The following is a 22,421-nucleotide window of genomic DNA, read 5'->3' as shown; positions in this document are numbered from 1 at the left end:
CCCGTTAGATCGGAAGTTATTACGGTAGCGCCACTTCCATAGGTAATAGTAAGTGTTCCGTCACCATTATCAGTAATATTAGTAATTCCATCTCCGGCAGTTCCCTGAGGTCCTTGTGGGCCTGCCGGACCCTGCGCTCCTGCAGGTCCTTGTGCTCCAGGATCTCCCTGTGGTCCTTGTGCCCCGGTTGGTCCTGCCGGTCCTTGAGGTCCCTGTGCTCCTGCCGGACCTGTTAGATCGGAAGTTATTACAGTAGCGCCACTACCATAGGTAATAGTCAGCGTTCCGTCACCATTGTCAGTGATATTAGTAATTCCATCTCCTGTAGCTCCTTGAGGTCCCTGCGCTCCGGTTGCCCCGGCTGGTCCTTGTGGTCCCTGAGGTCCAGTAAGATCTGAGGTAATTACGGTAGAACCACCTGCATACGTAATGGTAAGTGTTCCGTCACCATTATCAGTAATGTTTGTAATTCCTTCTCCTTGAGCTCCCTGTGGTCCTGCGGGGCCCTGCGGACCTTGTGGTCCGGGATCTCCTTGCGGACCTTGTGGTCCGGCATTATTGTTCGTTGTATAAGTAATGCCGTTTTCAAAGATAAATGTACTGGTACCGTCTCCGTTATCAGTAATGCTTTCTATACCATTTTTGGCTTCTTCTGCGTAAAGAGCATAAGGAACACTCCATAATTGTTGAGTTCCCATGTCCTTGTAATCCGTCCCTCCGGCAATATCCAGTTCTACCTTTAGAAAGTGATATCCTGTACCCCAATCAATAGAAGAAAACAGAACAGAGTTGTTATCAGGAGTTCCCTGACCGATGATTAGATTAAACAAACCATTTTCATCTGTACTTGTCATATGTGTCTCACGATATGCAAGATCTCCGTCAAAAGTGTTTTTTATAATGCTGAAACGTACGCGAATCTCTTTTCCTGCTACGGGCATTCCATTTATATCAACACCGACGATCTCTTTTCCATTCAGATCTACAGCAACAGCCTGATAATTGATCCCTTGTGGTGGTGCTTCTCCAACTTGAGCAAATGTCCAACCGAAAGCGAGTATTGCCGCAATTGTTAGAATTTTTTTCTTCATAGTATACTAAGTTTTTTGGGTTTTAATTAATTAAATCGGGATGATTTTTTTTGATTTAGCAATATGCCGAAACCTAACAGTGCTGAGTGATATAAGTTTCGGGACATTTGTGCGTTGGCATCATTTTCAATTTGTGTAATTCCCATTCCGAAGCGATATTCAAGACTGATTGTAAAAGCATCATTCAGATAAGCTTTAAAGTTCGCCAGTCCGTGAAATCCGAAATCGAAACGCTTTAAAGCCTGAGTTTCGGAAACCGAATAACGAACCTCACCGATATGTTGTTCCCCATTCAGCATATACCCGGCGCCTATACCAACTCCGGGAGAAATAGCAAACTTACGGGTGTTCAGTACACTATATAAATAGGCAACATTTAAATCAAGATAATTCATTTTCCATGAAAGCGATGTTCCTTCAAAATCAGATTTGGCACCGGCTTGTCTGAATAATAATTCGGGACGGATGGTGTGATTTCTTTTCGTGAAGCTTAGGTTGGCTCCGAAGGAATTATACATTACATAGTCCAGTGTTTTGTCTTTTGATCCACCGGAATCTTTAAAAATGAAGGAGGAAAAATTCTTCCCACCAACCAGGGTAATTTCTTTCAGTTGCATATTGTCCTGAGCATGATTCACTCCGTGAAAAAGCAGGCATGAAGCAACTGTAAAAAGGATTTTTTTCATGAGTTATGTAAATTAGTGTGTGACAATAATTTTAGTACTTCCGGCTAGTTTTTCAGTAGTTAAGATATGGATATGGTAAGTTCCCGATTCAGCTTCGTTTGGTAGTTCTACTAATTTTCGGGTACCTGACAGGGCGGAACCTTCTGTTATTTGTTTTCCATTCATGTCGAATAGTATAAAAGAATACTCCGTGTCTTCAGGTAAACTGGTGTTTAGATAAAAAGAACCCGTGTTGGGGTTGGGATATATTTGCAGATCAATACGTTTTGAAACGCTTCCGTTTGTCAATTGAAGAGGTTGTTGAAACCCTTGCTGAATTTTCGAATCGGATGAAGTTTTCGTTCCTGTGATAGAGCTTTGCCCCGTACTTGAAGATAAGTAAATATTTCCTGTTGTTACTGTATTTCCGGTGGATGATAGAGTACTTCTTTTTATACTTTGTGCAGATAATAGAGAACTAAAGAAGAGGGAGAACACAGAAATCGTAGTGTACGTTACCAGTGAGTGTTTCATAGTTTATTAAATTAACTTAATGAGTAGTAAGAAAAAATTAACGCTACGTTGATAATTGTGACGAATCTAAATAAAATTATTTAAAAATTCAGAGGGAAAAAGTTAAAAAACCGGGGTTTTTAGACTAACTAATTATGAGTCAGTAGGGTTTGTCTGGTAATTTCAAATGGAAACATAGATGTAGGCCTGTTTTAGGTAGGGTTTTGTCTATAAATCAGAAGAAATTTACTTAATTTTATAGTATGTCAAACATTGATTTAATTATTGAAGAAAGAGCCGCAGATATAGGAAATTTTTTGGTGGGTAGGTTATTGCCATTCAGAAAGAAAAGGATGGTAGGACCGTTCATATTTATTGATCATATGGGGCCGGCTCATCTGCCACCCGGAGAAAAATTAAATGTAGGTCCGCACCCGCATATCGGGTTGTCTACACTTACTTATCTTTTGGAAGGAGTGATCCGGCACAGAGATAGCATTGGTACGGATATTGAAATACGTCCGGGAGCGGTGAATCTTATGAAAGCCGGAAAGGGAATTGTACATTCTGAAAGAACTCCGCCTTCACATATCGCGGAGGATAAAATAGTCCACGGACTTCAAATATGGTTGGCACTTCCGAAGGCTATTGAAAACTCAGCTCCCGAATTTACACACGTGGAAGCAAAGGCTATTCCTATTTTGAAAGAAGAGCATTTGTCAATACGTTGTGTGTTGGGAGAATTTGGAGAAATGAAGTCCCCTGTTCCCATGCATAGCCCATCTTATATGCTTGAGCTGAAAGCGGACGAGGATGTGGAAGTAAATATCGGGGATAAACTTTTTGGTGAAAGTGGCTTATATGTAATTGAAGGATCTGTTGAAACAGACGGCCATGTGTTCGGTGAAAAGCAGCTTCTAATAGCGAAAAACAGTACTTTGTGTTCTTTTACATTAAAGAAGGATAGTATGGCATTTATTTTTGGCGGAGATAAATTTCCGGAAGAACGCTTTATCTACTGGAATTTTGTCAGTTCGGATAAAGAAACGTTGGAATCCGCAAAAACGAAGTGGAAAAATCATCAATTTCCTGCTATTGAAGGTGAAACTGATCTGGTTCCTTTGCCTGTAGAAAAAATATAGGTTTTCGGTTGTTGTATGTTGATAGTGTGTGTTGTGGTGTTTTGTCTAATAGTACTTTTCATTTTGTTTTTCTAGCTATATTTTGCAAAAATTATATATTTATGCAAAATAAATATAGTCATGCAAATCAGGTTGTGTCCGAAATGTGGAAATGAACGCATCATAAAGAGTGGAGTAGTGGCTGGAAAGCAGCGTTATCACTGTAAGGAATGTAATTATTTCTTTACAGTAGCCAAAATGGGGAAACGTATCGATAATTATTATGTAGTTAAAGCATTGCAACTCTATCTGGAGGGGATGAGTTTGAGAGAAATAGAGCGAATACTGGGAGTTTCACATGTGACAATAAGTAATTGGGTAAAAGAGTATAATCTGAAGAGAGTACCTAATCAACAATACCATCCTGCTTATAAAATTGTAAATCATTCGGAACTCATCCACTATCTTTCCGATAAGGAACGTTTGGAAGGGGCTGGTATGATTATTACTGAATTAGGAGATAAATTTATGGTGATCCGTTGGGAACGATTTAAAAAATAACTATACTAATTTACAAAAATATAGTTCAAATTTTTTTCATTGGAGATTAAAATAGAATTTGAAACACGAAAACCAAAAGAAAAGGTTTGCTGAGAAAAATTCAGCTTATGAAAAAGTGGTTATTGTGTATTTTTCTGATTTTACTATTCTCCGATGTATCTCTGGCACAGGGGGCTCCGGATTACGGTTCGGGTATTCGTTTGAATATTAGCAATGACGGATCAAAGTATATCCGTATTCTGGCCTGGGGACAGGTCTGGCTCCAATATGCAGATAATAGGGGTAGTGACGAACGGCCTGTTGAGTTGTCATTACGAAGAGCAAGATTACTGACCTATGCTCAAATAACACCGAAGTTTCTAATTCTGACTCATTTTGGATTGAATAGTATGAATTCATCGAATATGTCTTCTGTCGGAAAAGGAGCCAGTTCACAACTCTTCTTTCACGATGTTTGGGTTCAGTATCGGTTATACAAAAATCATGAAATAGGTGCGGGGTTACATTACTGGAACGGTGTTTCCCGAATCAATAGTGCAGGGACTATTAATTCAATGACTTTAGATAATAACAGACAGTCCTGGGCGACATTAGGGCTATCCGATCAGTTTGCTAGACATTTGGGAGTCTATTTTAAGGGAAACATCGGGAATTTTTTCTACAGGATGTCGGTAAATGAGGCTATAGCTAATAGCCTGGATGAACGAAATCCTGCGGATTATCCCGATGTAGCAATTTATGGAGGAAGACGCTATCGTGGTTCGCGGAGTGCAGGCTTGGTTTTTTCTGGTTATTACGAGTTTGCCCTGTTGGACCACGAAAGTAACTTCCTCCCTTTTCGCGCCGGAAGCTATCTGGGAACAAAGAAAATTCTGAATGTTGGGTTAGGGGGATTGTATCACCCCAAGGGGGTTGTCCGACAGGTAACAGGTGAATTGGAATCCGAAGATGTAACAATGTTGGCTACAGATGTCTTCTGCGACCTGCCCGTAGGGAAGAGAAATGCAGCAGTGACTGTATATGGAGTTTATCAATACAATCACTATGGACGAGATTATTGGTTTGTTCCTTACGGAACAGGTGGTTTTGTTTATGCAACTGCAGGATTTGTTCTCCCGTCGGATAAAGCAGTCAGGATTCAGCCATACCTTCATAGTGGGTATTTCCATTATACGTCCGCTATGAAAGATCGTTGGGCAGTAGGTGTGGGGACCAACCTGTATTTGAACGGACATAATTCTAAACTTACGTTGGAATACAAATACGAATCATTTGGTTTACAACCGGTGAATTTGGTTACTCTCCAGGCAATGATTTACTTATAATCCTAAAATTTATAATTATGAATACAAAAATCCGTGCTAAAGCATATTGGAAAGAAAACCTGAAGTACCTACTTGTACTGTTGATTATTTGGTTTCTGGTTCCCTTTGGTGCAGGCAAGTCAGTTAGTCATTAAAAATCAATAAAATTGTTTACCTTTCCAGAACTTAAGACCGGAGTATGAAAACACGTAAGGAGCAACTACTGTTTGTTTTTGGGGGCGTTCTTTGGCTTTGTTTTAATGCTCCCTTGCTATTTCTTTATAATTCTCATTCATCCGTTTTTGGGTTTCCGAAATTTTATGTTGTATTATTTACACTTTGGTTGTCGACGAGCCTGATTATTTATATCTTGTTAAAGAGTCGTCGTGGATAGTATTTCAATCATAGTATTACTGGTCTTCTATCTGGGATTGTTATTTGTTGTTGCCAGATGGGCTGAAAAATTTCGCAATGGAAAATTACTCACAGGACCGTATGTATATGCTTTGTCCATCGCTGTTTATTGTTCTGCCTGGACCTATTATGGAAGTATTGGTGTTGCTGCAACATCAGGGATAGATTACCTGACGGTTTATATAGGTCCTTTGATTGCTTTTCCTTTCTGGTATCTTATTATCCGAAAGATAGTCCGGATATCAAGAATTAATAAAATATCCAGTATTGCAGATTTGTTAGCATTGCGCTATGGAAATAGTCGGTCAGTTGGTGCCTGGGTGAGCTTACTGATTATATTAGCAGTAATTCCGTATCTGGCGCTTCAGTTAAAGGCTATTTCCGAAACATTTCACGTCGTTACACATACAGATGAATCGAGTTCGTTTCTGTTGGATTCGGCTAGTTATGTTATCCTGATTATTGCTGCCTTTTCAGCATTCTACGGGAGTCGTTTTTTTGATGCTTCTGAAAAACGCCCGGGAATGATTGCTGCTGTTGCATTGGAATCAATTTTGAAACTATTGTTTTTGCTTCTGGTTGGAATATTCGTAGTATACTTTGTATTTGATGGAAGTACAGATTTGTATAACAAAGCTTCAGAGTTGGAAGGTTTTGCTAAGAAAAACAGGATTGATGGAGCTGAAGGCGCCGTGAATTGGTTTTTTTTGTCGCTTCTTTCTTTTCTTTCTTTTTTTCTGCTTCCCCGTCAGTTTCATGTGAGTGTAGTAGAAAATCGGAAAGAAAAACACCTAAAAACAGCTGCCTGGCTTGTTCCGCTTTATTTGTTTTTTATCAATCTGTTTGTTTTCCCGATTGCCTGGGGAGGAAATGTGTTGTTTGAGGGAGAACAGGTAAATGCTGATGTATATGCGCTTCTGATTCCTCAGTATATGGATAATCAGGTAATCACTCTATTGGTATTTCTGGGAGGACTTTCAGCAACCGTTTCGATGACAATAGTGGCCTCTGTTAGTTTAAGTGTTATGCTGACAAACAATCTCATTTTACCTTTTGGCTTGTCAAAACGGATTCATCGTCCGGACTTCCATCCGACAGAACTGATTGTACGATTTCGTCAGATAGGAATCTTTCTTCTGTTGATGCTGGCCTTTGTATTTTACCGCAGTTTTGCAATGGATTATTCCATGGTTTCTGTTGGGATGATTGCATTTGTTTTGATCGCTCAGTTAGCTCCTGCTTTTTTCGGTGGGTTGTACTGGAAAACGGCAAACAGAAAGGGAGTGCTATGGGGGATGCTGACGGGTGTATTGATCGTGCTGGTTTTATTGGTGTTTCCGGCCGTTTTGAAAGCGTTTAAAGGATACGGACTACTAGAAATAGATATGGATGAATTTGGAGGGGCAGGAATATTGGATACCATTGGTATGGGTATCCTTGATCCGATTCCGGCTGCGCTGTGGTGGAGTTTACTTTTCAATACATTCGTTTTTGTTGTGGTTTCAATTCTGGCAAAAACAGATTACAGACAGCGCAATTATGCAGAAATGTTTGTAGATATTGATCACTATGTCGACTCCCACATCAATGCTTTTGTATGGAGAGGAACAGCCTATATCTCAGATGTTGAAAAAATTCTCGTACGCTTTTTGGGGGAAGAGCGAACACAAAGAGCGTTACGTATTTTCAGACAGAGAAATCAGATCGCGCCTGAAGAAAATCTTGCTGATGCAAGATTCATCAAGTTTGCCGAAAATTTACTGGCAGGAAGAATCGGAACTTCTTCAGCTCGAATTCTTATTCAGGGGGTAACAAAAGAAGAAAAGATCAGTTTGAATGAAGTACTGCGAATTCTGGAAGAATCTAAAAGACAAATCGAACAGAATAAAGAGTTGGTAAAGGCAGGAGAAGAGCTTCGCCAGTTGTCGGAACATTTACAGTCAGCTAACGAGGCTTTGTTGACAAAAGACAAGGAAAAGGATGAATTTCTGAATATTGTGACACACGAACTCCGTACTCCGATAACCGCTATCCGGTCGGCAAGTGAAATTTTGCGGGATGATGATGAGCTTCCGGAAGAGTTTAGAAACCGTTTTTTGGAAAATATTATTGTTGAATCAGATCGGTTGAACGGATTGATTTCAGAAATTCTTGATCTTGAACGATTTGATTCTGGGAAGAATGCTTTGAGTTTCGAACACCAAAATCTGAATGAAATACTTAGCTCCGTTTTAGAAACATTGAACCACCTGTTTGTGTCAAAAAATATTCGGTTAATCCGGAATGGGTTGGAGATAAATACTCTGGTCTGGGTTGATCCGGTGAGAATCTATCAGGTACTTACAAACCTTATAGGAAACGCACTTAAATATGCGGAAGGTGAACCTGCAATTATTGAAATATCTGTAACTTTAAAGGATAGTGTACAGGAGGTGGAGGTCAGTAACAACGGACCGAAGATACCTGAGGAGGAGTTGGATTTAATTTTTGATAAATTTTACCAAAGTGCTGATTCCCGGTTGAAAAAAACGCAGGGAAGTGGATTAGGTCTTGCGATATGCAGGAGAATCATTTTAGCACATCATGGTGAAATATGGGCAGAAAACAAAAAAGAAGGAGTAGCGGTTTGTTTTTCCATTCCGCTGGATAGCAGAGAAAAACCGGAAGATAGTTTGTAGGATATGAAAAAAATTGTAATCGTAGATGATGAGCCTTCTATTTTGATGTCACTGGAATATACATTCAGGAAGAATAAGTTTGATGTATTTATTGCAAGAGACGGACAAGAGGCCTTAGAGTTGTTGGAGTATGTTGAACCGGATCTGATTCTTTTGGATATAATGATGCCAAAAGTAGATGGATATCAGATTCTGAAATTTATCAGGAACCATCCTGCTTTAAAAGAAGTGAGAGTTGTATTTGTTTCAGCTAAGAATAAGGAACAGGATGTTTCAAAAGGTTTGGAAGCAGGAGCGGATGCATATGTGGCAAAGCCCTTTTCACTCAAAAAACTGGTTGAACAGGTGAATGAATTACTTATTAGCTAATCGAAAAACAAATGAAAAATCAACTTAACGAAACACTAAAAAGAAGTATAGAAAAACCGGAAGAGTTCTGGAGAGAACAGGCAAATAAGCTGGAATGGAATGCTTTTCCCAAAAACATTCTGAGTGAAGATAATGGACATAGTATATGGTTCAGAGATGGAAAAATAAATCTTTCGGAACAGGCATTAGATGTTCATGTCCGGAATGGGGCAGGAGACAGAGTGGCTATGATTTATGATTCTCCTGTTACCGGTACTGTAACAAAATACACCTATCGTGAGTTATTGGATAAGGTAGCCCGCTTTGCCGGTGTTCTGAAAGGATTGGGGGTGGAAAAGGGCGACAGGGTTATTATTTATATGCCTATGATTCCGGAAGCAGCAATTGCTATGCTGGGATGTGTACGGATCGGTGCTGTTCATTCGGTTGTTTTCGGAGGGTTTGCTGCACACGAATTAGCCGTGCGTATAGATGACTGTCAACCCAAAGTACTGATTACAGCAAGTGGTGGAATTGAAGTGGACAAAAAAATACACTATATTCCGATAGTGGAAGAAGCAATAGAACAAAGCACTTATTCACCACAATCTGTTATTTTCAAGCAACGACCACAATTTGACACAGTTCTTCCTGACGGGTGGTTGGATTTTGATTCTGCCGTTACAGGTGCAGATTCTGTGGATGCACTTCCGGTAGAATCTGTTCATCCATCTTATATTTTATATACATCAGGAACCACAGGGAAACCAAAAGGAATAGTAAGGGATACAGGAGGATATGCCACAGCACTTCGGTTTTCTATGGAGTATATATACGGATTAAATCCAGGAGAAGTATTTTGGGCGGCTTCTGATGTTGGATGGGTGGTAGGTCACAGTTACATTGTTTATGGTCCTTTGATTACAGGTTGTACAACAGTTATTTACGAAGGAAAACCGGTTCGAACTCCTGATGCAGGTGCTTTTTGGCGGGTTATAGAAGAACATGGTGTTCATGTCATGTTCACAGCTCCTACAGCGATTCGTGCAATGAGAAGGGAAGACCCGGAGGGTGATTTAATCCGGAAGCGTCGGTTGAAATCACTGAGAACGCAGTTTCTTGCCGGAGAACGTTGTGATACGCCTACATTGTTATGGTTACGGGATCAGTTGGGGGTTCCGGTTATTGATCATTGGTGGCAGACAGAGACCGGCTGGCCTATTGTTGCTACCTGTATGGGAGAAGAGCATCCCAAAGAAAGAGTAGGGGCAGCAGGTAAAGCTGTTCCGGGATATGCAATTGAAGTTGTCGATGAATCAGGGAAGGAAGTACAGGTAGGTACTGAAGGATATGTGGTGGTTCGCCAACCATTACCTCCCGGAAATTTGCTGACGATCTGGAGTAATCCTGAGCGTTTTCAAGCAGGATATCTGGAGCGTTTTCCCGGGTATTACTTTTCAGGAGACGGAGGGGTAATTGATGATGATGGGTATATTACAATAACAGGTAGGGTAGATGATGTGATCAATGTTGCCGGACATAGGTTATCTACCGCTGAAATGGAAGAAGTTGTAGCAACTCATTCAGGAATCGTTGAATGTGCTGTAGTAGGAGTAGCCGATCAGTTAAAGGGACAGGTCCCTGTAGCGTTGATTGTAATCGCTTCCGGAGTAGGAGGGGAAATTGAAAAAGAAGTGAATCAGATGGTGCGAAATACAATAGGCGCCATTGCTACATTAAAAAAGGTATACCGGGTAAAAAGATTACCAAAAACAAGGTCAGGAAAGATTCTTAGGAATGTATTGAGAGATGTACTAAACGGAAGAGAACCTCGTATTCCTTCCACGATTGAAGACATTACAGTGATAGATGAATTGAAGAGGGAGCTATAGTATTTTAGCAAAATATATCTTTTCTTTTTGTTTTGCATTCTCTATCTTTAGCCGGAAGATATAACGAAAAACTATGCTATTATGAAGTCGTATCGAATACAAAATCTGGAATCCTATTTTGAACAATATAAAAAGTCAGTAAAGAACCCGCAGAAATTCTGGAGCAAAATTGCAAAAGAAGAATTCAGTTGGTACCGCAAATGGAATAAAGTTCTTGATTTCTCTATGCACGAAGCTAAGTTTTCGTGGTTCGAGGGAGGAAAACTAAATATTACTGAGAATTGTATAGACCGCCACCTAAAAGAGCACGGAGATGAAATCGCTTTTATTTTTGAAGCCAATGATCCTAATGAACCAGCAAAACAAATCTCATATCATGAGTTAAGTCGTGAGGTGAATAAGATGGCGAATGTTTTGAGAAGTCGGGGAATTGGTAAAGGAGATCGGGTATGTATTTATTTACCCATGATTCCGGAACTGGCTTATGCATTGTTAGCCTGTGCACGAATAGGAGCGATTCACTCTGTTGTTTTTGCGGGCTTCTCAGCGTCTGCTTTAGCTTCCCGAATTAATGACTCTTCCTGTAAGCTTTTAATTACAAGTGATGGCGGCTACAGAGGGAATAAAACGATTCATTTGAAATCCATCGTTGATGAAGCTCTTCAAAATTGTACATCCGTAGATAATGTACTGGTTGTAAAAAGAACCGGTGAAGATCTGAATATGGAGGAGGGGAGAGATCTTTGGTTGGAGAAACTTATGGATAATGCTTCTGATCAGGCAGAACCAGAGATAATGGATGCGGAAGACCCTCTGTTTATTTTGTATACTTCCGGTTCTACGGGAAAACCAAAGGGAATGGTACATACTACCGGAGGCTATATGGTGTATTCCGGTTATACATTTAAAAATGTATTTCAGTATGAACCGGGAGATATTTATTGGTGTACGGCAGACATAGGATGGATTACAGGACATTCTTACATTGTTTACGGTCCGCTTTTAAACAGAGCAACATCTATTCTTTTCGAAGGAATTCCTTCTTACCCGGATCATGGAAGGTTTTGGGAAGTGGTGGATAAACATAAAGTAAATCAGTTTTATACGGCTCCGACAGCAATTCGTGCTCTGGCAAAAGAAAATCTGGAATGGGTCGAAAAATACAACCTTTCTTCTCTGAAAGTACTGGGGACAGTAGGTGAGCCAATTAACGAAGAAGCCTGGCACTGGTACAATGATCATGTTGGTAAAAAACGTTGCCCGATAACGGATACCTGGTGGCAGACAGAAACAGGAGGGATTATGATTGCTCCGATTCCTTTTACAACGCCTACAAAGCCTACTTATGCGACACTTCCTCTTCCGGGTATTCAACCGGCTTTAATGGACGAGAATAAGCAGGAAGCAGTAGGTAATCAGGTGTCCGGAAGTTTGTGTATTAAGTTCCCCTGGCCTTCTATGGCAAGAACAATCTGGGGAAATCATCAACGGTACATTGAAACGTATTTCAGTGCTTACCCGGGAATGTATTTTACAGGAGATGGCGCATTACGTGATGAGGTAGGTTATTATCGTATTACTGGGCGTGTTGATGATGTTGTGATTGTTTCGGGACATAATCTGGGAACAGCTCCTATCGAAGATGCGATTAACGAACATCCGGCTGTTGCTGAATCAGCTATTGTAGGTTTCCCTCACGAAGTTAAAGGAAATGCTTTGTATGGCTATATAATTTTGAAAGAATCGGGTGAAGGAAGAGACCGAGATAACCTGAAAAGGGAAATCAACCAGTTTATTGCTGATCACATTGGTCCGATTGCCAAACTGGATAAAATTCAGTTTGTTGAAGGTCTTCCGAAAACCCGGTCCGGAAAAATTATGCGAAGAATTTTAAGAAAAATAGCAGAAGATCAGCTTGATCAGTTCGGTGATACGTCAACATTACTCAATCCGGAGATTGTTGAAGGAATTGTTGAGAACCGACAGTAAGACCGTTCGGTCCTACTGTATCTTAGTTTCGAGTAATGCTTCAATTTCTTGCATAAGAAGCTGACCCTTGTCTGAATTATACCATTGTTGTAATTCATTCATTACTGTCGGAAGATCTGCGTTTTCAGCTTTCAGACGAGCCAGAAGCTCCTGAGCCTGTACAGGACGAGGTCCCCATGTGAACAAATCATGATCATTCGTATCACGTACAATAAGCTTGGGAATAGATCGACCACCGTTTGTGAGATAATTATCCATAAATTCGGTATTCTTATCCCGCAATACAAATTCAATGGAAATTAAAGGATTTAATTGCGCCAATTTGTAGATGAAAGGTACGTTGTGGGCAGCATCTCCACACCAGGGTTCCGTAATCAGAATCCATTTTTGAGCAGAAGAGATCGCTTGTATTTTTTGTTGCAGACTATCAGTTATAGTCAGTGACTTTATCCAGCGATTCATTCTGGATTTGTTGAGTTTTACATAATTAAGATACTCGTCATTTTTGTACACTTCATTGTCGCTTTTTCCTTCAAGAATGAAGTCAAACAAAGCATTATACTCTTCCCAGGTTAGTTTAGAATACGTTAAAACCATTTTTTTCGTCTAAAATAAATTAATAAAAGGATCGCCAGAACGATCATAATTCCCCAAACTGCAAAGTAACCGAATTCCCAGTGTAATTCCGGCATTATTGTGAAATTCATTCCATAAATTCCGGCAATAAATGTCAGGGGAATAAAAATAGTTCCGACCATCGTCAAAACCTTCATGATTTCATTCATCTTATGGCTGAGTGTTGCAAAGTACATTTGCGCCATACTTTCGATGATTTGCTTGTTCGTATCCGTTTCGTCAAGTAAACTTTGTGTAGAGTCTTTCAAGTCTCTGAAGTAAGGTTGATTGTCCTCTGTAATAAAACGGGGAAAGCCGTTATCCAGACGCGAAACAATCTCTTTAATCGGGAAAATCAGTTTTCGCAGGAAAATTAATGTTCTTTTGATTCGTTCGATTTTATTCAAACTTTCCGGTTCTGGCGAATTGGTCACTTCGACATCCAGTAATTCACTTTCTTCAGTTATTTTTTCCAGAGAGGTAAAATAACTATCCAAAATAACATCCAGCAATCGGTATACCAGATAATCCGCTTTTTTTGTTCTCAGTATTCCGGTGTTGTTCTCAATGCGTTCTCTAACTGTCTGAAAATGATCTGATTTCCTCTCCTGTATCGATAATACAAAGTTCTTTCCAAGTATAAAACTGATCTGCTCTGTTCGCATAGTATCCTCTTTGTGGGAAGGGATAAAGCATGTAAGTGAAAAGAAAAGATAATCTTCAAACTCTTCCACCTTAGGTCGTTGTGAAAGGTCGAGTATATCCTCTCTTGTTGTCCGGTGTAATTTAAAAATCTTTCCCAATTCCAAAAGTTCACTTTCTGTGGGAACCCGATGCATATTTAACCACATAACACCGTCTGTATTCAGATTTTCTTCGATATCCTTCAGGTGAATGTTTTGGGTAATTTTTGAAAAGTTTTCAGGTGTATACGAATAGATCTGACAGTTGTTAATCTTCATACAATATATTAGTTGATGTGTCTATGTGAAGATATAAAAAAAGGAGGTTGTTTACAACCTCCTTTTCAGATCATTCTATAATCATGAATTAGAATCTCCATCCAAGACGCAAACCTCCGATGAAGTTGTGTCCTAATGAAAGCATAGATGCTGCAGATCCAGTAACCGGAGTTACAGTTTCTGTTGTTGTTCCTGCAACTGTTACAGAAGTAGTAACATCTTTGTAGGAAACAGAAGAAACTCCCCATCCAAATTCAGCTCCAAGGTAAACGTTCTGTGCAAAATACCAATCTACACCAGCAACGATATTACCTCCAAACATGATTCCCGGAGTTTTTGTTTCGTACTGAAATTCATCAATCCATGTATTGTTATCAGAGTTTTCTCCGAATTGACGATCAATTGCACCACCGATAACGAAATCAATTCCTACATAAGGAGAAAGTTTCTCCAGTTGAGAGAAGTGATACGCAGCTCCGATAGAGAAGTTGTACGCCATTGATTTTGTTGTAACTGTTCCTACTGAATCTTCATAATTCATTGGAGCTGCAACAGATCCGTAAAAATTCTCTTTTGAAGACGTACTGTTGAAAGTTGCTCCAAGACGAAGAGAAAGATTGTCCATTACAAAGTAACGAAAACGAATTGTTGGTGCGGCAAATGTGTTACCGGATGCCGAATTCAAACTAACCTGCCCTTCCAAAGAGAAAGGATTTGCTCCATCAACAGGACGCTGAGCAAATAAAGATCCAGTGGTTGCAATTACTGCAAGGGATAAAATTAATTTTTTCATAAATAAAGTTTTTTATCTAATACGTATCAGAAGCACAAAAGTTACAGCAGGAAAATTTTACAGAAAGGGGATTATCGCTGACCAAATATAGAACTACCAACGCGTACCATGGTACTGCCTTCTTCTATAGCTAGTTGGTAGTCTCCACTCATTCCCATAGAGATTACAGAAAATTGATCCGAATCTGAAAAGTAATTTTTCCGGAAGTAGTCAAATTCATTTTTGAGGTGTTGGAACTCTGTGCGTATTCGGGATTCATTATCTGTAAATGTCGCCATTCCCATAACGCCACATAGTTTAATGTTTTCCATGCTTTTGTATGCGTCAGAATTTATAAGTTCTTCCGCTTCGGATCTTGTCATCCCGAATTTTGTATCCTCTGTTGCAATATGAAATTGCAATAAACATGAAATGATCCGGTTATTCTTTTTAGCCTGTTTGTTTATTTCTTTAAGCAATTTCAGAGAATCTACCGCGTGAATCAGGTAAACAAACGGAGCAATGTACTTTACCTTATTGGTTTGCAAGTGACCAATTAAATGCCAGTGAATGTCTTTTGGAAGTTGTTCCTGCTTTTCTGTAAGTTCCTGAACTTTATTTTCTCCAAAATGGCGCTGTCCGGCAGTATAGGCGTCCAGAATCATTTCAGCCGGTTTTGTTTTTGATACGGCGACCAATGTAACACCGGAAGGAATGGTTTCCTGTATTTTTTTTAAGTTGTCTTGTATCATATAGGAATATATAAAAAAAAATTAATGAATGGGATAAATGGTTAATCCGCTTCTTAATTTAGGCTCTACCCAGGTTGATTTAGGAGGCATAATCATATGTGCATCCGCAACCACCTTAACCTTCTCCATCGTTACCGGATATAAGACAAAACCTACACCCTGAGGATATTTTCGCACCTGTCGGATCATACTTTCAACACCTTCTTCGCCGCTTACGAATTCAATGCGTTCATCCGTTTTGAGGTCTTTGATACCTAATAACGGGTCGAGGATATAATCGGTTAGTATTTGTGCATCCAGTTCCTTTACAGGATTTTCAGAATTAATGATCTCAGATTTACAGGTAAGTTTGTACCATTTTTCTTCCAGAAACATCATTATTTCATGTTCAGCGGAGGGGATTTGTGCAAGTGAAGGCTCAATATGAAAGTTTATTTCGAGAGCTTCTCTAAAGGTGTCACAATCCAAACCGTTCAAATCTTTAGCCACGCGATGGAAGGGAAGGATATCCAGACGGTTTTCATCAATGAAAAAGGCAAGAAAGTACTGTGCGTTTTCATTTTTTACTTGCCCGTTCTCCCGGTATCTTTGAGCCAGAATTGCAGAAGAAGCAGAGCGATGGTGTCCATCCGCGATATACGTCTCATTAATTCCTTCAAAACAGTGCTTGATTTTTGCTTCATTTTCTCCGGTAACAATCCACAACTCATGCTTGACACAGTCCGTTGTCGAAAATTCGTATTCTGGACGTTCGGAGCAAATTTCTTCAAGAAGTGTATTCAATGCCTCGTTAGGCTTGTGTGAAAGAAGAACCGGCTCCGCATTAAATCCTGTGATATCAAGGTAATTCACAAATACCTCTTCCCGGGATGTAAGGGTTGCTTCGTGCTTTTTTATTTGGTCTTTTTCATATTCTTCAACAGAAGCTCCGGCTATTACACCTGTGTATACCCGTCCTTTTTTTGTTTGTCGGTAGATATAGATAGCTTCTTCTTCGTCTTTTTCGAGAAGTCCCTGTTCCAGAAATTCCTGATATTTTTCGCGAACCCGGGAAAATCGTTCTTCTGAATTAGGCAGTGTTTTATCACTCAAACCATATTCAGGGTTAATGATATGCATAAACGTATATGGATTCTCTTCCAGTTTGGCATCCATAATATGTTTTTTGTACGTGTAATAAGGACGCGTAGCTACTAAATGCGCCTTGTCACGCGGAGGGCGCACAGCATGAAACGATTTTATCTTAACCATAGTTTTATAATTCGGCCGAAAATACTAAAAACTTTTTGCCTTCTGAAGACAACTCTACACTTTATCATGAAAAAAGCAGTCCGTTGAGACTGCTTTTTTCTGAAACAAAAATACGATATATTTTATTCTTTTTCTTCTTCCTTTTCTTTTTCAACAGGGAAAAGTTTCGGAGCATCCGGTACATCCTGCAAACGATCCAGTAATTCCTCCAATTGACCTATTGAAAGACTTTTTGCTACTATTTTTTTGTCTTTGTCCAGCAGGAATACTTTTGGAGTAGCATAAATGTCGTAGTGTTCCGAATAATTCAACGACTGAACATTCGTGTATTTGGGAATAAACTGACGCCAGTCTTTGGAAGCTGCATCGTAAAGTGACTGCGTAAGACCGACATTTATAAATGAAAGGTTATTGTCGTGAATGAACTTTTTCCATTTTTCAAAATCTTCTCCTGTTGCTTTACCAACGGCAAAAATTTCTACATTTCTTTCCTTGAACTTCTCATTATATAACTTTGCCAGTTTAGGCGTGTCTTTTTTACAATGCCCACATTCCGGATCCCAGAAATAGAGAATAGTATAGTCTGCATCAAGATCATAGAAATTGAGCCAGTTAACATCTGTTGTATCACGCAGAGAGATATTCGGGGGGCGAACACCAATAACAAGATGTTGCAGAATTTCAGCGCGCTCGCACATCGTTTCCAATTTATCCTGTTTCATCCAGGTAGCCATTGAATTTCCTTCTTTATATCCGGGACAATAGTATTTCAATGCCATTTCGACAAATACTTTATCGTGTCCCATTATTTTTGAAGTTTCATATTTATACGTGATGAAGTGCACAACGTATTTAAACATCTCACTTCCCGGCTGCAGACGATCAACAAGATCGAAAGCATACTTTACAATTGTATCCGGGATTTGGATTAACATTTTGTCACTGAAATAATATTCCAGTTTATTGTGAAATACAGGAGTATTCACAAGTCGGTCATCTTTGAGATCAATATTATCAAAGTAGTGAGCTCTGAAATAATGATAGGAGAAACTTGAATCTTTCAGACTTCCGTCTTCGTTTTTAGGAGGTTCAGGTATATCAACATCTCGCGACATATTGATGATTTTAGAAACAAAGGTTTCCGGATTTTCCTGCACAAGTTTATCCTGATATACCTTTACTTCTTCTCCCATCTTTTTCACTTCCTCTTTTCCATTTTCTTTTTTGGAAGCTGCTTCTGATTTTTGACGCATTTCTCCCATGTACCGGATATAATCAATGAAAAGCTTATTTTCCTTTGATTTCTGAACTTTCATGGAAGGAATGAAGTTCGGATACGTAAAACTGATATCAATCTCTTCTTTGTTATAAATAAATTCAGCATATTTTTGATCGGGGAAGTAGACGGCCATAATTCCCGGGGCATGTTTACTCCCGTCAAATACAACCACTCCGTTTTTCATTTCAGCTGTATCTGCCATGTATAATTTATTGCCGACATAGCGAATCAGATTTACCGTTGTGTCCTGATGCCCGGAAACACGAAACTTGATCGTCTGGGCAGAAGCACCGAATGTTACGACTAACAGGGTAAGCAGAAGTAATCTTTTCATGTTGATTTTCATTTTATATCTATCTGTTTTTCTGTAATTAAAGAATACCAATTTACTTAATAGCTGAAATTATGCTAATTTAATATGCAAATTAACATTTTTTTAACCGTGTCTAGTCAGACTGATTTTTCGGATGAATTGACGCTTCACGGTTATATAATTTAACAGAACAATACTACTGACGATTACGAATAATAGCAAAATAGCCTGCCAGGCAATAAATTGTTCAACGGGAAGACCTGCTTCGGAAAGATACCCGTCAATGATGTATTTAATCCCTAAAAAGCTGGTGATAGAAATGAAAAATAACCATCCGAACAATCTTATATAATATTTCAAAAAGGTATTGCTCAGCTCGTTGGGGTGATACCCAAGACGAAGAAGTGTTGTGATTTCGTAATCAGCTTTTGAAATAATAATCTGTGAATACTGAATAACTAATAGTGCACTGAGAATAATGGTGACAGCACTAATGATAAACAATACAACGAGTACCGCACTCAGTATGCTTTTAACTTTGGTCAGAATCAGGTCATTTTTCTTAATATCCAGGTTCATGGATTCAATGACAGCTTCCAGTTTACCATAGGCTCCATCTTCCATTTCTACCATAATTTGTGAGATCGTTTGTTTTTCTGCATCTCCACATTTTTCATTGGCATAATTGATAAACTCCAAGGGTACGAGCACAGCACTGATTTGATTGGAAAATCCTGTAACACGGGCTTTATAGTTCTCTTTTATTCCGTTTCCGGAGATATCAATTCTAAAATTAAAAGTCATGGCAAGATCTTCCGAAACTTGTGGTATTCCGTAAGAAGCTGCGAATTGATTCAGCATTACCATAAAATCCCTGGGCATGACAAGAGGAATAAAATCATCTCCCGGCTGCCAGTTCCAGTTATCGGTTTGTATATCCATCAGCTCAGGGTGAACAGCCTGCACAAAAATGTCAGTTCTGAAATAGGGCAGCCCTTCTTCTTTCATTCCTAAGGAGATTCCGAAACTGTTATTGATTACCGGTTCAGCTTTTTTTATGAAACTTTTATCCCGTATGGTAAGAATTTCCTGATCACTGAATGTATTAGATCCTAAACTCAAGGCATCGAATTTGGATACCTTTTTCTGGAGAATAAGAACATTGGCGCCCAATGCTTCTTTTCCCCCTCCAAGTTGACGGGATGAAATATAATAATGTGCACTGCTCAGCAGGAACAGAAAACCAAGTAAAGCTCCTGCCGCTGCAATTATAAACTGTCTGTTGTTGCTATGTCTGAATAATACGTCTCTGAGCATACCTTATAGTTTTAGTTCGCGATCAAATTGAAAACCGAATTTTTCACCCAAAGAGGTGAGTACATATCCACCCTTGTTGATGTCTGTTATTCGGTTGATAAGCTGCAAAGCTATTTGTGTGTTTTCTTCGTCAAGATGGGAGAAGGGTTCGTCCATGATCAGCCATTCGAAAGGTTGGAGAAGTGCACGGACAATTGCAACACGCTGTTGTTGTCCCAACGAGAGGGTTCCACATTTCTGATCCCATTTTTCGCCAATCCCTAATTCAATAAGGAATCCCTTTATCTCATCTACTCCGAAAGGAGAGCCTAGTTTACTTTTGAGTAATAAATTTTCTTTTACCGAATAGTCGGGGAATAATTGTAAATCCTGAAAAATGACAGCAATACCTGACTGGCGTATTTGAACCCATTTATCAAGTGAAAGCGTACGGATGTCTTTTCCATCAAAAAGAATGGTACCGTCATAATCATCTCGTAATCCCAATATAATATTGGTGAAAGTAGATTTTCCTTTACCACTGGATGCATTTAATAGTATTTTTTCTCCGGGAACCATAGTAAAAGACGACCCCCAGATTGATTCCGGACGGTGTTGTATATCCCGCAACGGGTGTGGAAGAATTGTTTTGAATTCTATGTTCATGGCACTGGTTTTAGACGAATATACCAACTATTGTACCAAATATAGTGAGATGGAGTAAATGGAATCAAAGCCATTCCCACATTTACATTTTGAGGAGTGTTTCTTTTCGAAACGCTATTTATCATGATTTCTAATTGCGTAAACGTCGTATTCTTTCCTGATTATAAAAACAAAAATTATATTTGTTTACCATGAAATCACAAACGGGAATCTACTGGTTAGCTCAGTTCATAGGTTGGTTTTCTTACTCTATGATCATTTTTCTTGTGCTGTACATTGATAATAAACTGACAAGAAACGGAATTATTCTTCTATTTCTATTTTCGGCGCTGGGGATTTTGTTTTCCCATGGAATGCGCTGGGTTTTCAGAAGGTTTGATTTTTTTAGGTTTAAACTTAATCCTTTGATTCCTAGATTGCTATTGGTTGCTTTAGTTAGTAGTGTTCTGTTTCAGGGGACGTATGCATTACTTTCACTGGTTATCAGCCGACCCAAAGCTCCCGATTCTATCCTGGAGATTATTGTAGAGATTTTACTGATTATGTTTCTTTTTCTGATCTGGATTCTTTTTTATTTTTCCTATCATTATGTACGTAAATCAAGGCTGGAAGAAATTAAGAATTTACAATTGGCCGATTCTCAAAAGGAAATAGAACTACAAAATCTTCGGACACAGTTAAACCCTCATTTTTTATTCAATGCGCTTAATAGTATTCGGGCATTGATAGATCTGGAGCCGAAATTGGCAAAAGATTCGGTAACCAAACTGTCTAATATCCTTCGTACTTCGTTGTTGTTTGGAAGAAAGGAGCTGATAACACTCGAAGAGGAGTGTAATTTTGTCCGGGATTATCTCGACTTGGAAAAAGTTCGTTTTGAAGAGCGATTACAGGTAGAGTGGATGATAAATACGCAGTTATTAGGAGAAACCATTCCCCCTTTGATCTTACAGACACTTGTAGAAAATGCAATTAAACATGGGATTTCGAATCTGAAAGCAGGTGGGATTATTGAAATTAGTGCTGAAAATACAGGACGGGAGTTGGTTTTAACTGTAAGGAATTCCGGTACAATCCAAAATAAAGTGGATGTTGGAGTAGGGATACAAAATACAAAACGAAGATTAGCGTTAACCTATGGTGATAAGGCTGACTTTACACTACGGGAAGCAGAAAATATGGTGGTAGCGGAGATCCGCTTAAAAAAGGAAACATGAAAGTAGTTATTGTAGATGATGAACGTTTAGCTCGTGCGGAATTAACGCAGTTACTGGGAGAGTATGACGATGTACAGATAATTGGAGAGGCTAAAAATGTGGATGAAGCAACAGATTTATTGAAAGAAAAGGATGCAGATGTTGTCTTTCTGGATATACAGATGCCTGAAAAGAATGGCTTTGAATTATTGGAACAGTTACCGGCCTGTCCGGATGTCGTTTTTGTGACCGCCTATGATGAATATGCTATCAAGGCATTTGAAGTAAACGCATTGGATTATTTACTAAAACCGGTTGATCCGAAGCGTCTTTCTGAAACACTGGATAAATTACGACCACGTATTTCGCCTGAAAAAGAAGAAAATTCAGACGAAAAACCCGGTAAACTGAGTATTTCGGATCGTATTTTTATAAAAGATGGTGAAAAGTGCTGGTTTGTGGAATTGGATAAAGTGCGTATGTTTGAGTCCGAGGGGAATTATGTAAAGGTACATTTTGACAATTTCCGCCCGTTGATTCTACGTTCGTTAAATAATCTGGAAGACCGACTGGACAGTAAGCACTTCTTCAGGGCAAATCGCAAGTATATTATTAACCTTAAGTGGGTTTCCCGTATTGAAAGTTGGTTTAACGGAGGACTTCAGGTGGAATTACGGGAAGGGGAAAAAGTCGAAATATCCCGTAGACAAGCGATTAAATTCAAGGACTTAATGAGTTTGTAG

General features: G+C 39.2%; 21 protein-coding genes. 10 read left to right on the top strand and 11 right to left on the bottom strand.

All coding sequences use genetic code 11. The features are described from left to right. From AC4PL9_RS04880 to AC4PL9_RS04870, 3 genes are all read right to left on the bottom strand, one after another. The coding region (locus AC4PL9_RS04880) for a DUF8740 domain-containing protein (protein ID WP_491603654.1) at window positions 1-1,091 on the bottom strand (1,091 nt) is incomplete at its 3' end. Between the two features lie 26 nt (window positions 1,092-1,117). After that, on the bottom strand, window positions 1,118-1,777 hold the full coding sequence (locus tag AC4PL9_RS04875; protein ID WP_491603653.1) for an outer membrane beta-barrel protein: 660 nt from the start codon (window positions 1,775-1,777) through the stop codon (window positions 1,118-1,120). Between the two features lie 12 nt (window positions 1,778-1,789). Continuing rightward, on the bottom strand, window positions 1,790-2,290 hold the full coding sequence (locus AC4PL9_RS04870; RefSeq protein ID WP_491603652.1) for a T9SS type A sorting domain-containing protein: 501 nt from the start codon (window positions 2,288-2,290) through the stop codon (window positions 1,790-1,792). 242 nt (window positions 2,291-2,532) lie between these two features. On the opposite strand from AC4PL9_RS04870, the gene AC4PL9_RS04865 reads away from it, so the two are divergent. From AC4PL9_RS04865 to acs, 8 genes are all read left to right on the top strand, one after another. After that, the gene (locus AC4PL9_RS04865; RefSeq protein ID WP_491603651.1) at window positions 2,533-3,411 is read left to right on the top strand and encodes a pirin family protein; all 879 of its coding nucleotides are present in this window, start codon (window positions 2,533-2,535) and stop codon (window positions 3,409-3,411) included. A gap of 120 nt (window positions 3,412-3,531) precedes the next feature. Beyond that, on the top strand, window positions 3,532-3,951 hold the full coding sequence (locus tag AC4PL9_RS04860; RefSeq protein WP_343786606.1) for an IS1/IS1595 family N-terminal zinc-binding domain-containing protein: 420 nt from the start codon (window positions 3,532-3,534) through the stop codon (window positions 3,949-3,951). A gap of 107 nt (window positions 3,952-4,058) precedes the next feature. Beyond that, the gene (locus AC4PL9_RS04855; protein WP_491603650.1) at window positions 4,059-5,276 is read left to right on the top strand and encodes a hypothetical protein; all 1,218 of its coding nucleotides are present in this window, start codon (window positions 4,059-4,061) and stop codon (window positions 5,274-5,276) included. Window positions 5,277-5,293: 17 nt separating this feature from the next. Beyond that, the gene (locus AC4PL9_RS04850) at window positions 5,294-5,410 is read left to right on the top strand and encodes a sodium/substrate symporter small subunit (RefSeq protein WP_491603649.1); all 117 of its coding nucleotides are present in this window, start codon (window positions 5,294-5,296) and stop codon (window positions 5,408-5,410) included. A 231-nt stretch (window positions 5,411-5,641) separates the two neighbouring features. After that, window positions 5,642-8,347, top strand: a complete 2,706-nt coding sequence (locus tag AC4PL9_RS04845) for a sodium:solute symporter family transporter (protein ID WP_491603648.1) — start codon at window positions 5,642-5,644, stop codon at window positions 8,345-8,347. A gap of 3 nt (window positions 8,348-8,350) precedes the next feature. After that, window positions 8,351-8,716 (top strand): response regulator transcription factor, encoded by a 366-nt coding sequence (locus AC4PL9_RS04840; RefSeq protein ID WP_491603647.1) that lies wholly within the window; start codon window positions 8,351-8,353, stop codon window positions 8,714-8,716. A gap of 11 nt (window positions 8,717-8,727) precedes the next feature. Further along, complete coding sequence (locus AC4PL9_RS04835; protein WP_491603646.1) at window positions 8,728-10,587, top strand: AMP-binding protein; 1,860 nt, start codon at window positions 8,728-8,730, stop codon at window positions 10,585-10,587. Window positions 10,588-10,668: 81 nt separating this feature from the next. Continuing rightward, window positions 10,669-12,576, top strand: coding sequence for an acetate--CoA ligase (acs, locus tag AC4PL9_RS04830; RefSeq protein WP_491603645.1), 1,908 nt, complete (start codon window positions 10,669-10,671; stop codon window positions 12,574-12,576). 12 nt (window positions 12,577-12,588) lie between these two features. Here the strand turns inward: acs and AC4PL9_RS04825 are convergent, their stop codons facing one another. The 8 genes from AC4PL9_RS04825 to AC4PL9_RS04790 form a co-directional block, all read right to left on the bottom strand. Continuing rightward, window positions 12,589-13,173: a thioredoxin family protein gene (locus AC4PL9_RS04825; RefSeq protein ID WP_491603644.1), complete on the bottom strand. Its 585-nt coding sequence runs from the start codon at window positions 13,171-13,173 to the stop codon at window positions 12,589-12,591. Next, the gene (corA, locus tag AC4PL9_RS04820) at window positions 13,164-14,153 is read right to left on the bottom strand and encodes a magnesium/cobalt transporter CorA (protein ID WP_491603643.1); all 990 of its coding nucleotides are present in this window, start codon (window positions 14,151-14,153) and stop codon (window positions 13,164-13,166) included. Before corA ends, AC4PL9_RS04825 begins: the two co-directional genes overlap by 10 nt. Window positions 14,154-14,241: 88 nt before the next feature. After that, window positions 14,242-14,946 (bottom strand): BT1926 family outer membrane beta-barrel protein, encoded by a 705-nt coding sequence (locus tag AC4PL9_RS04815; RefSeq protein ID WP_491603642.1) that lies wholly within the window; start codon window positions 14,944-14,946, stop codon window positions 14,242-14,244. 71 nt (window positions 14,947-15,017) lie between these two features. Continuing rightward, complete coding sequence (locus tag AC4PL9_RS04810; protein WP_491603641.1) at window positions 15,018-15,677, bottom strand: YggS family pyridoxal phosphate-dependent enzyme; 660 nt, start codon at window positions 15,675-15,677, stop codon at window positions 15,018-15,020. Window positions 15,678-15,698: 21 nt separating this feature from the next. Beyond that, on the bottom strand, window positions 15,699-16,928 hold the full coding sequence (locus AC4PL9_RS04805; protein ID WP_491603640.1) for a DUF1015 domain-containing protein: 1,230 nt from the start codon (window positions 16,926-16,928) through the stop codon (window positions 15,699-15,701). Between the two features lie 122 nt (window positions 16,929-17,050). Continuing rightward, on the bottom strand, window positions 17,051-18,541 hold the full coding sequence (locus AC4PL9_RS04800; protein WP_491603639.1) for a redoxin domain-containing protein: 1,491 nt from the start codon (window positions 18,539-18,541) through the stop codon (window positions 17,051-17,053). Between the two features lie 102 nt (window positions 18,542-18,643). Further along, window positions 18,644-19,837, bottom strand: coding sequence for an FtsX-like permease family protein (locus tag AC4PL9_RS04795; protein ID WP_491603638.1), 1,194 nt, complete (start codon window positions 19,835-19,837; stop codon window positions 18,644-18,646). Window positions 19,838-19,840: 3 nt separating this feature from the next. Then, window positions 19,841-20,482 carry an ATP-binding cassette domain-containing protein gene (locus tag AC4PL9_RS04790; RefSeq protein WP_491603637.1) on the bottom strand — a complete coding sequence of 214 codons (642 nt, stop codon included), beginning with the start codon at window positions 20,480-20,482 and terminating at the stop codon, window positions 19,841-19,843. A 191-nt stretch (window positions 20,483-20,673) separates the two neighbouring features. Between AC4PL9_RS04790 and AC4PL9_RS04785 the strand changes: the two genes are divergently transcribed. Continuing rightward, a complete protein-coding gene (locus AC4PL9_RS04785) occupies window positions 20,674-21,699 on the top strand; it encodes a sensor histidine kinase (RefSeq protein ID WP_491603636.1) in 1,026 nt (341 codons plus the stop codon). Continuing rightward, the gene (locus AC4PL9_RS04780; protein ID WP_491603635.1) at window positions 21,696-22,421 is read left to right on the top strand and encodes a LytR/AlgR family response regulator transcription factor; all 726 of its coding nucleotides are present in this window, start codon (window positions 21,696-21,698) and stop codon (window positions 22,419-22,421) included. The genes AC4PL9_RS04785 and AC4PL9_RS04780 overlap by 4 nt, the downstream gene beginning before the upstream one ends.

The sequence above is a fragment of the Wandonia sp. genome, assembly GCF_984588085.1.
The sequence above is the reverse complement of the archived record's forward strand: the minus strand, read 5'-3'. Positions and strand labels throughout refer to the sequence as shown.

What these genes read in the sequence shown, in the direction of transcription:
- AC4PL9_RS04815 (WP_491603642.1), bottom strand. Translation starts at nt 14,946, where the DNA reads ATGAAAAAATTAATTTTATCCCTTGCAGTAATTGCAACCACTGGATCT.
- AC4PL9_RS04835 (WP_491603646.1), top strand. Translation starts at nt 8,728, where the DNA reads ATGAAAAATCAACTTAACGAAACACTAAAAAGAAGTATAGAAAAACCG.
- AC4PL9_RS04840 (WP_491603647.1), top strand. Translation starts at nt 8,351, where the DNA reads ATGAAAAAAATTGTAATCGTAGATGATGAGCCTTCTATTTTGATGTCA.
- AC4PL9_RS04805 (WP_491603640.1), bottom strand. Translation starts at nt 16,928, where the DNA reads ATGGTTAAGATAAAATCGTTTCATGCTGTGCGCCCTCCGCGTGACAAG.
- AC4PL9_RS04860 (WP_343786606.1), top strand. Translation starts at nt 3,532, where the DNA reads ATGCAAATCAGGTTGTGTCCGAAATGTGGAAATGAACGCATCATAAAG.
- AC4PL9_RS04780 (WP_491603635.1), top strand. Translation starts at nt 21,696, where the DNA reads ATGAAAGTAGTTATTGTAGATGATGAACGTTTAGCTCGTGCGGAATTA.
- AC4PL9_RS04825 (WP_491603644.1), bottom strand. Translation starts at nt 13,173, where the DNA reads ATGGTTTTAACGTATTCTAAACTAACCTGGGAAGAGTATAATGCTTTG.
- AC4PL9_RS04850 (WP_491603649.1), top strand. Translation starts at nt 5,294, where the DNA reads ATGAATACAAAAATCCGTGCTAAAGCATATTGGAAAGAAAACCTGAAG.
- AC4PL9_RS04800 (WP_491603639.1), bottom strand. Translation starts at nt 18,541, where the DNA reads ATGAAAAGATTACTTCTGCTTACCCTGTTAGTCGTAACATTCGGTGCT.
- AC4PL9_RS04870 (WP_491603652.1), bottom strand. Translation starts at nt 2,290, where the DNA reads ATGAAACACTCACTGGTAACGTACACTACGATTTCTGTGTTCTCCCTC.
- AC4PL9_RS04875 (WP_491603653.1), bottom strand. Translation starts at nt 1,777, where the DNA reads ATGAAAAAAATCCTTTTTACAGTTGCTTCATGCCTGCTTTTTCACGGA.
- corA (WP_491603643.1), bottom strand. Translation starts at nt 14,153, where the DNA reads ATGAAGATTAACAACTGTCAGATCTATTCGTATACACCTGAAAACTTT.
- acs (WP_491603645.1), top strand. Translation starts at nt 10,669, where the DNA reads ATGAAGTCGTATCGAATACAAAATCTGGAATCCTATTTTGAACAATAT.
- AC4PL9_RS04865 (WP_491603651.1), top strand. Translation starts at nt 2,533, where the DNA reads ATGTCAAACATTGATTTAATTATTGAAGAAAGAGCCGCAGATATAGGA.
- AC4PL9_RS04785 (WP_491603636.1), top strand. Translation starts at nt 20,674, where the DNA reads ATGAAATCACAAACGGGAATCTACTGGTTAGCTCAGTTCATAGGTTGG.
- AC4PL9_RS04790 (WP_491603637.1), bottom strand. Translation starts at nt 20,482, where the DNA reads ATGAACATAGAATTCAAAACAATTCTTCCACACCCGTTGCGGGATATA.
- AC4PL9_RS04855 (WP_491603650.1), top strand. Translation starts at nt 4,059, where the DNA reads ATGAAAAAGTGGTTATTGTGTATTTTTCTGATTTTACTATTCTCCGAT.
- AC4PL9_RS04795 (WP_491603638.1), bottom strand. Translation starts at nt 19,837, where the DNA reads ATGCTCAGAGACGTATTATTCAGACATAGCAACAACAGACAGTTTATA.
- AC4PL9_RS04810 (WP_491603641.1), bottom strand. Translation starts at nt 15,677, where the DNA reads ATGATACAAGACAACTTAAAAAAAATACAGGAAACCATTCCTTCCGGT.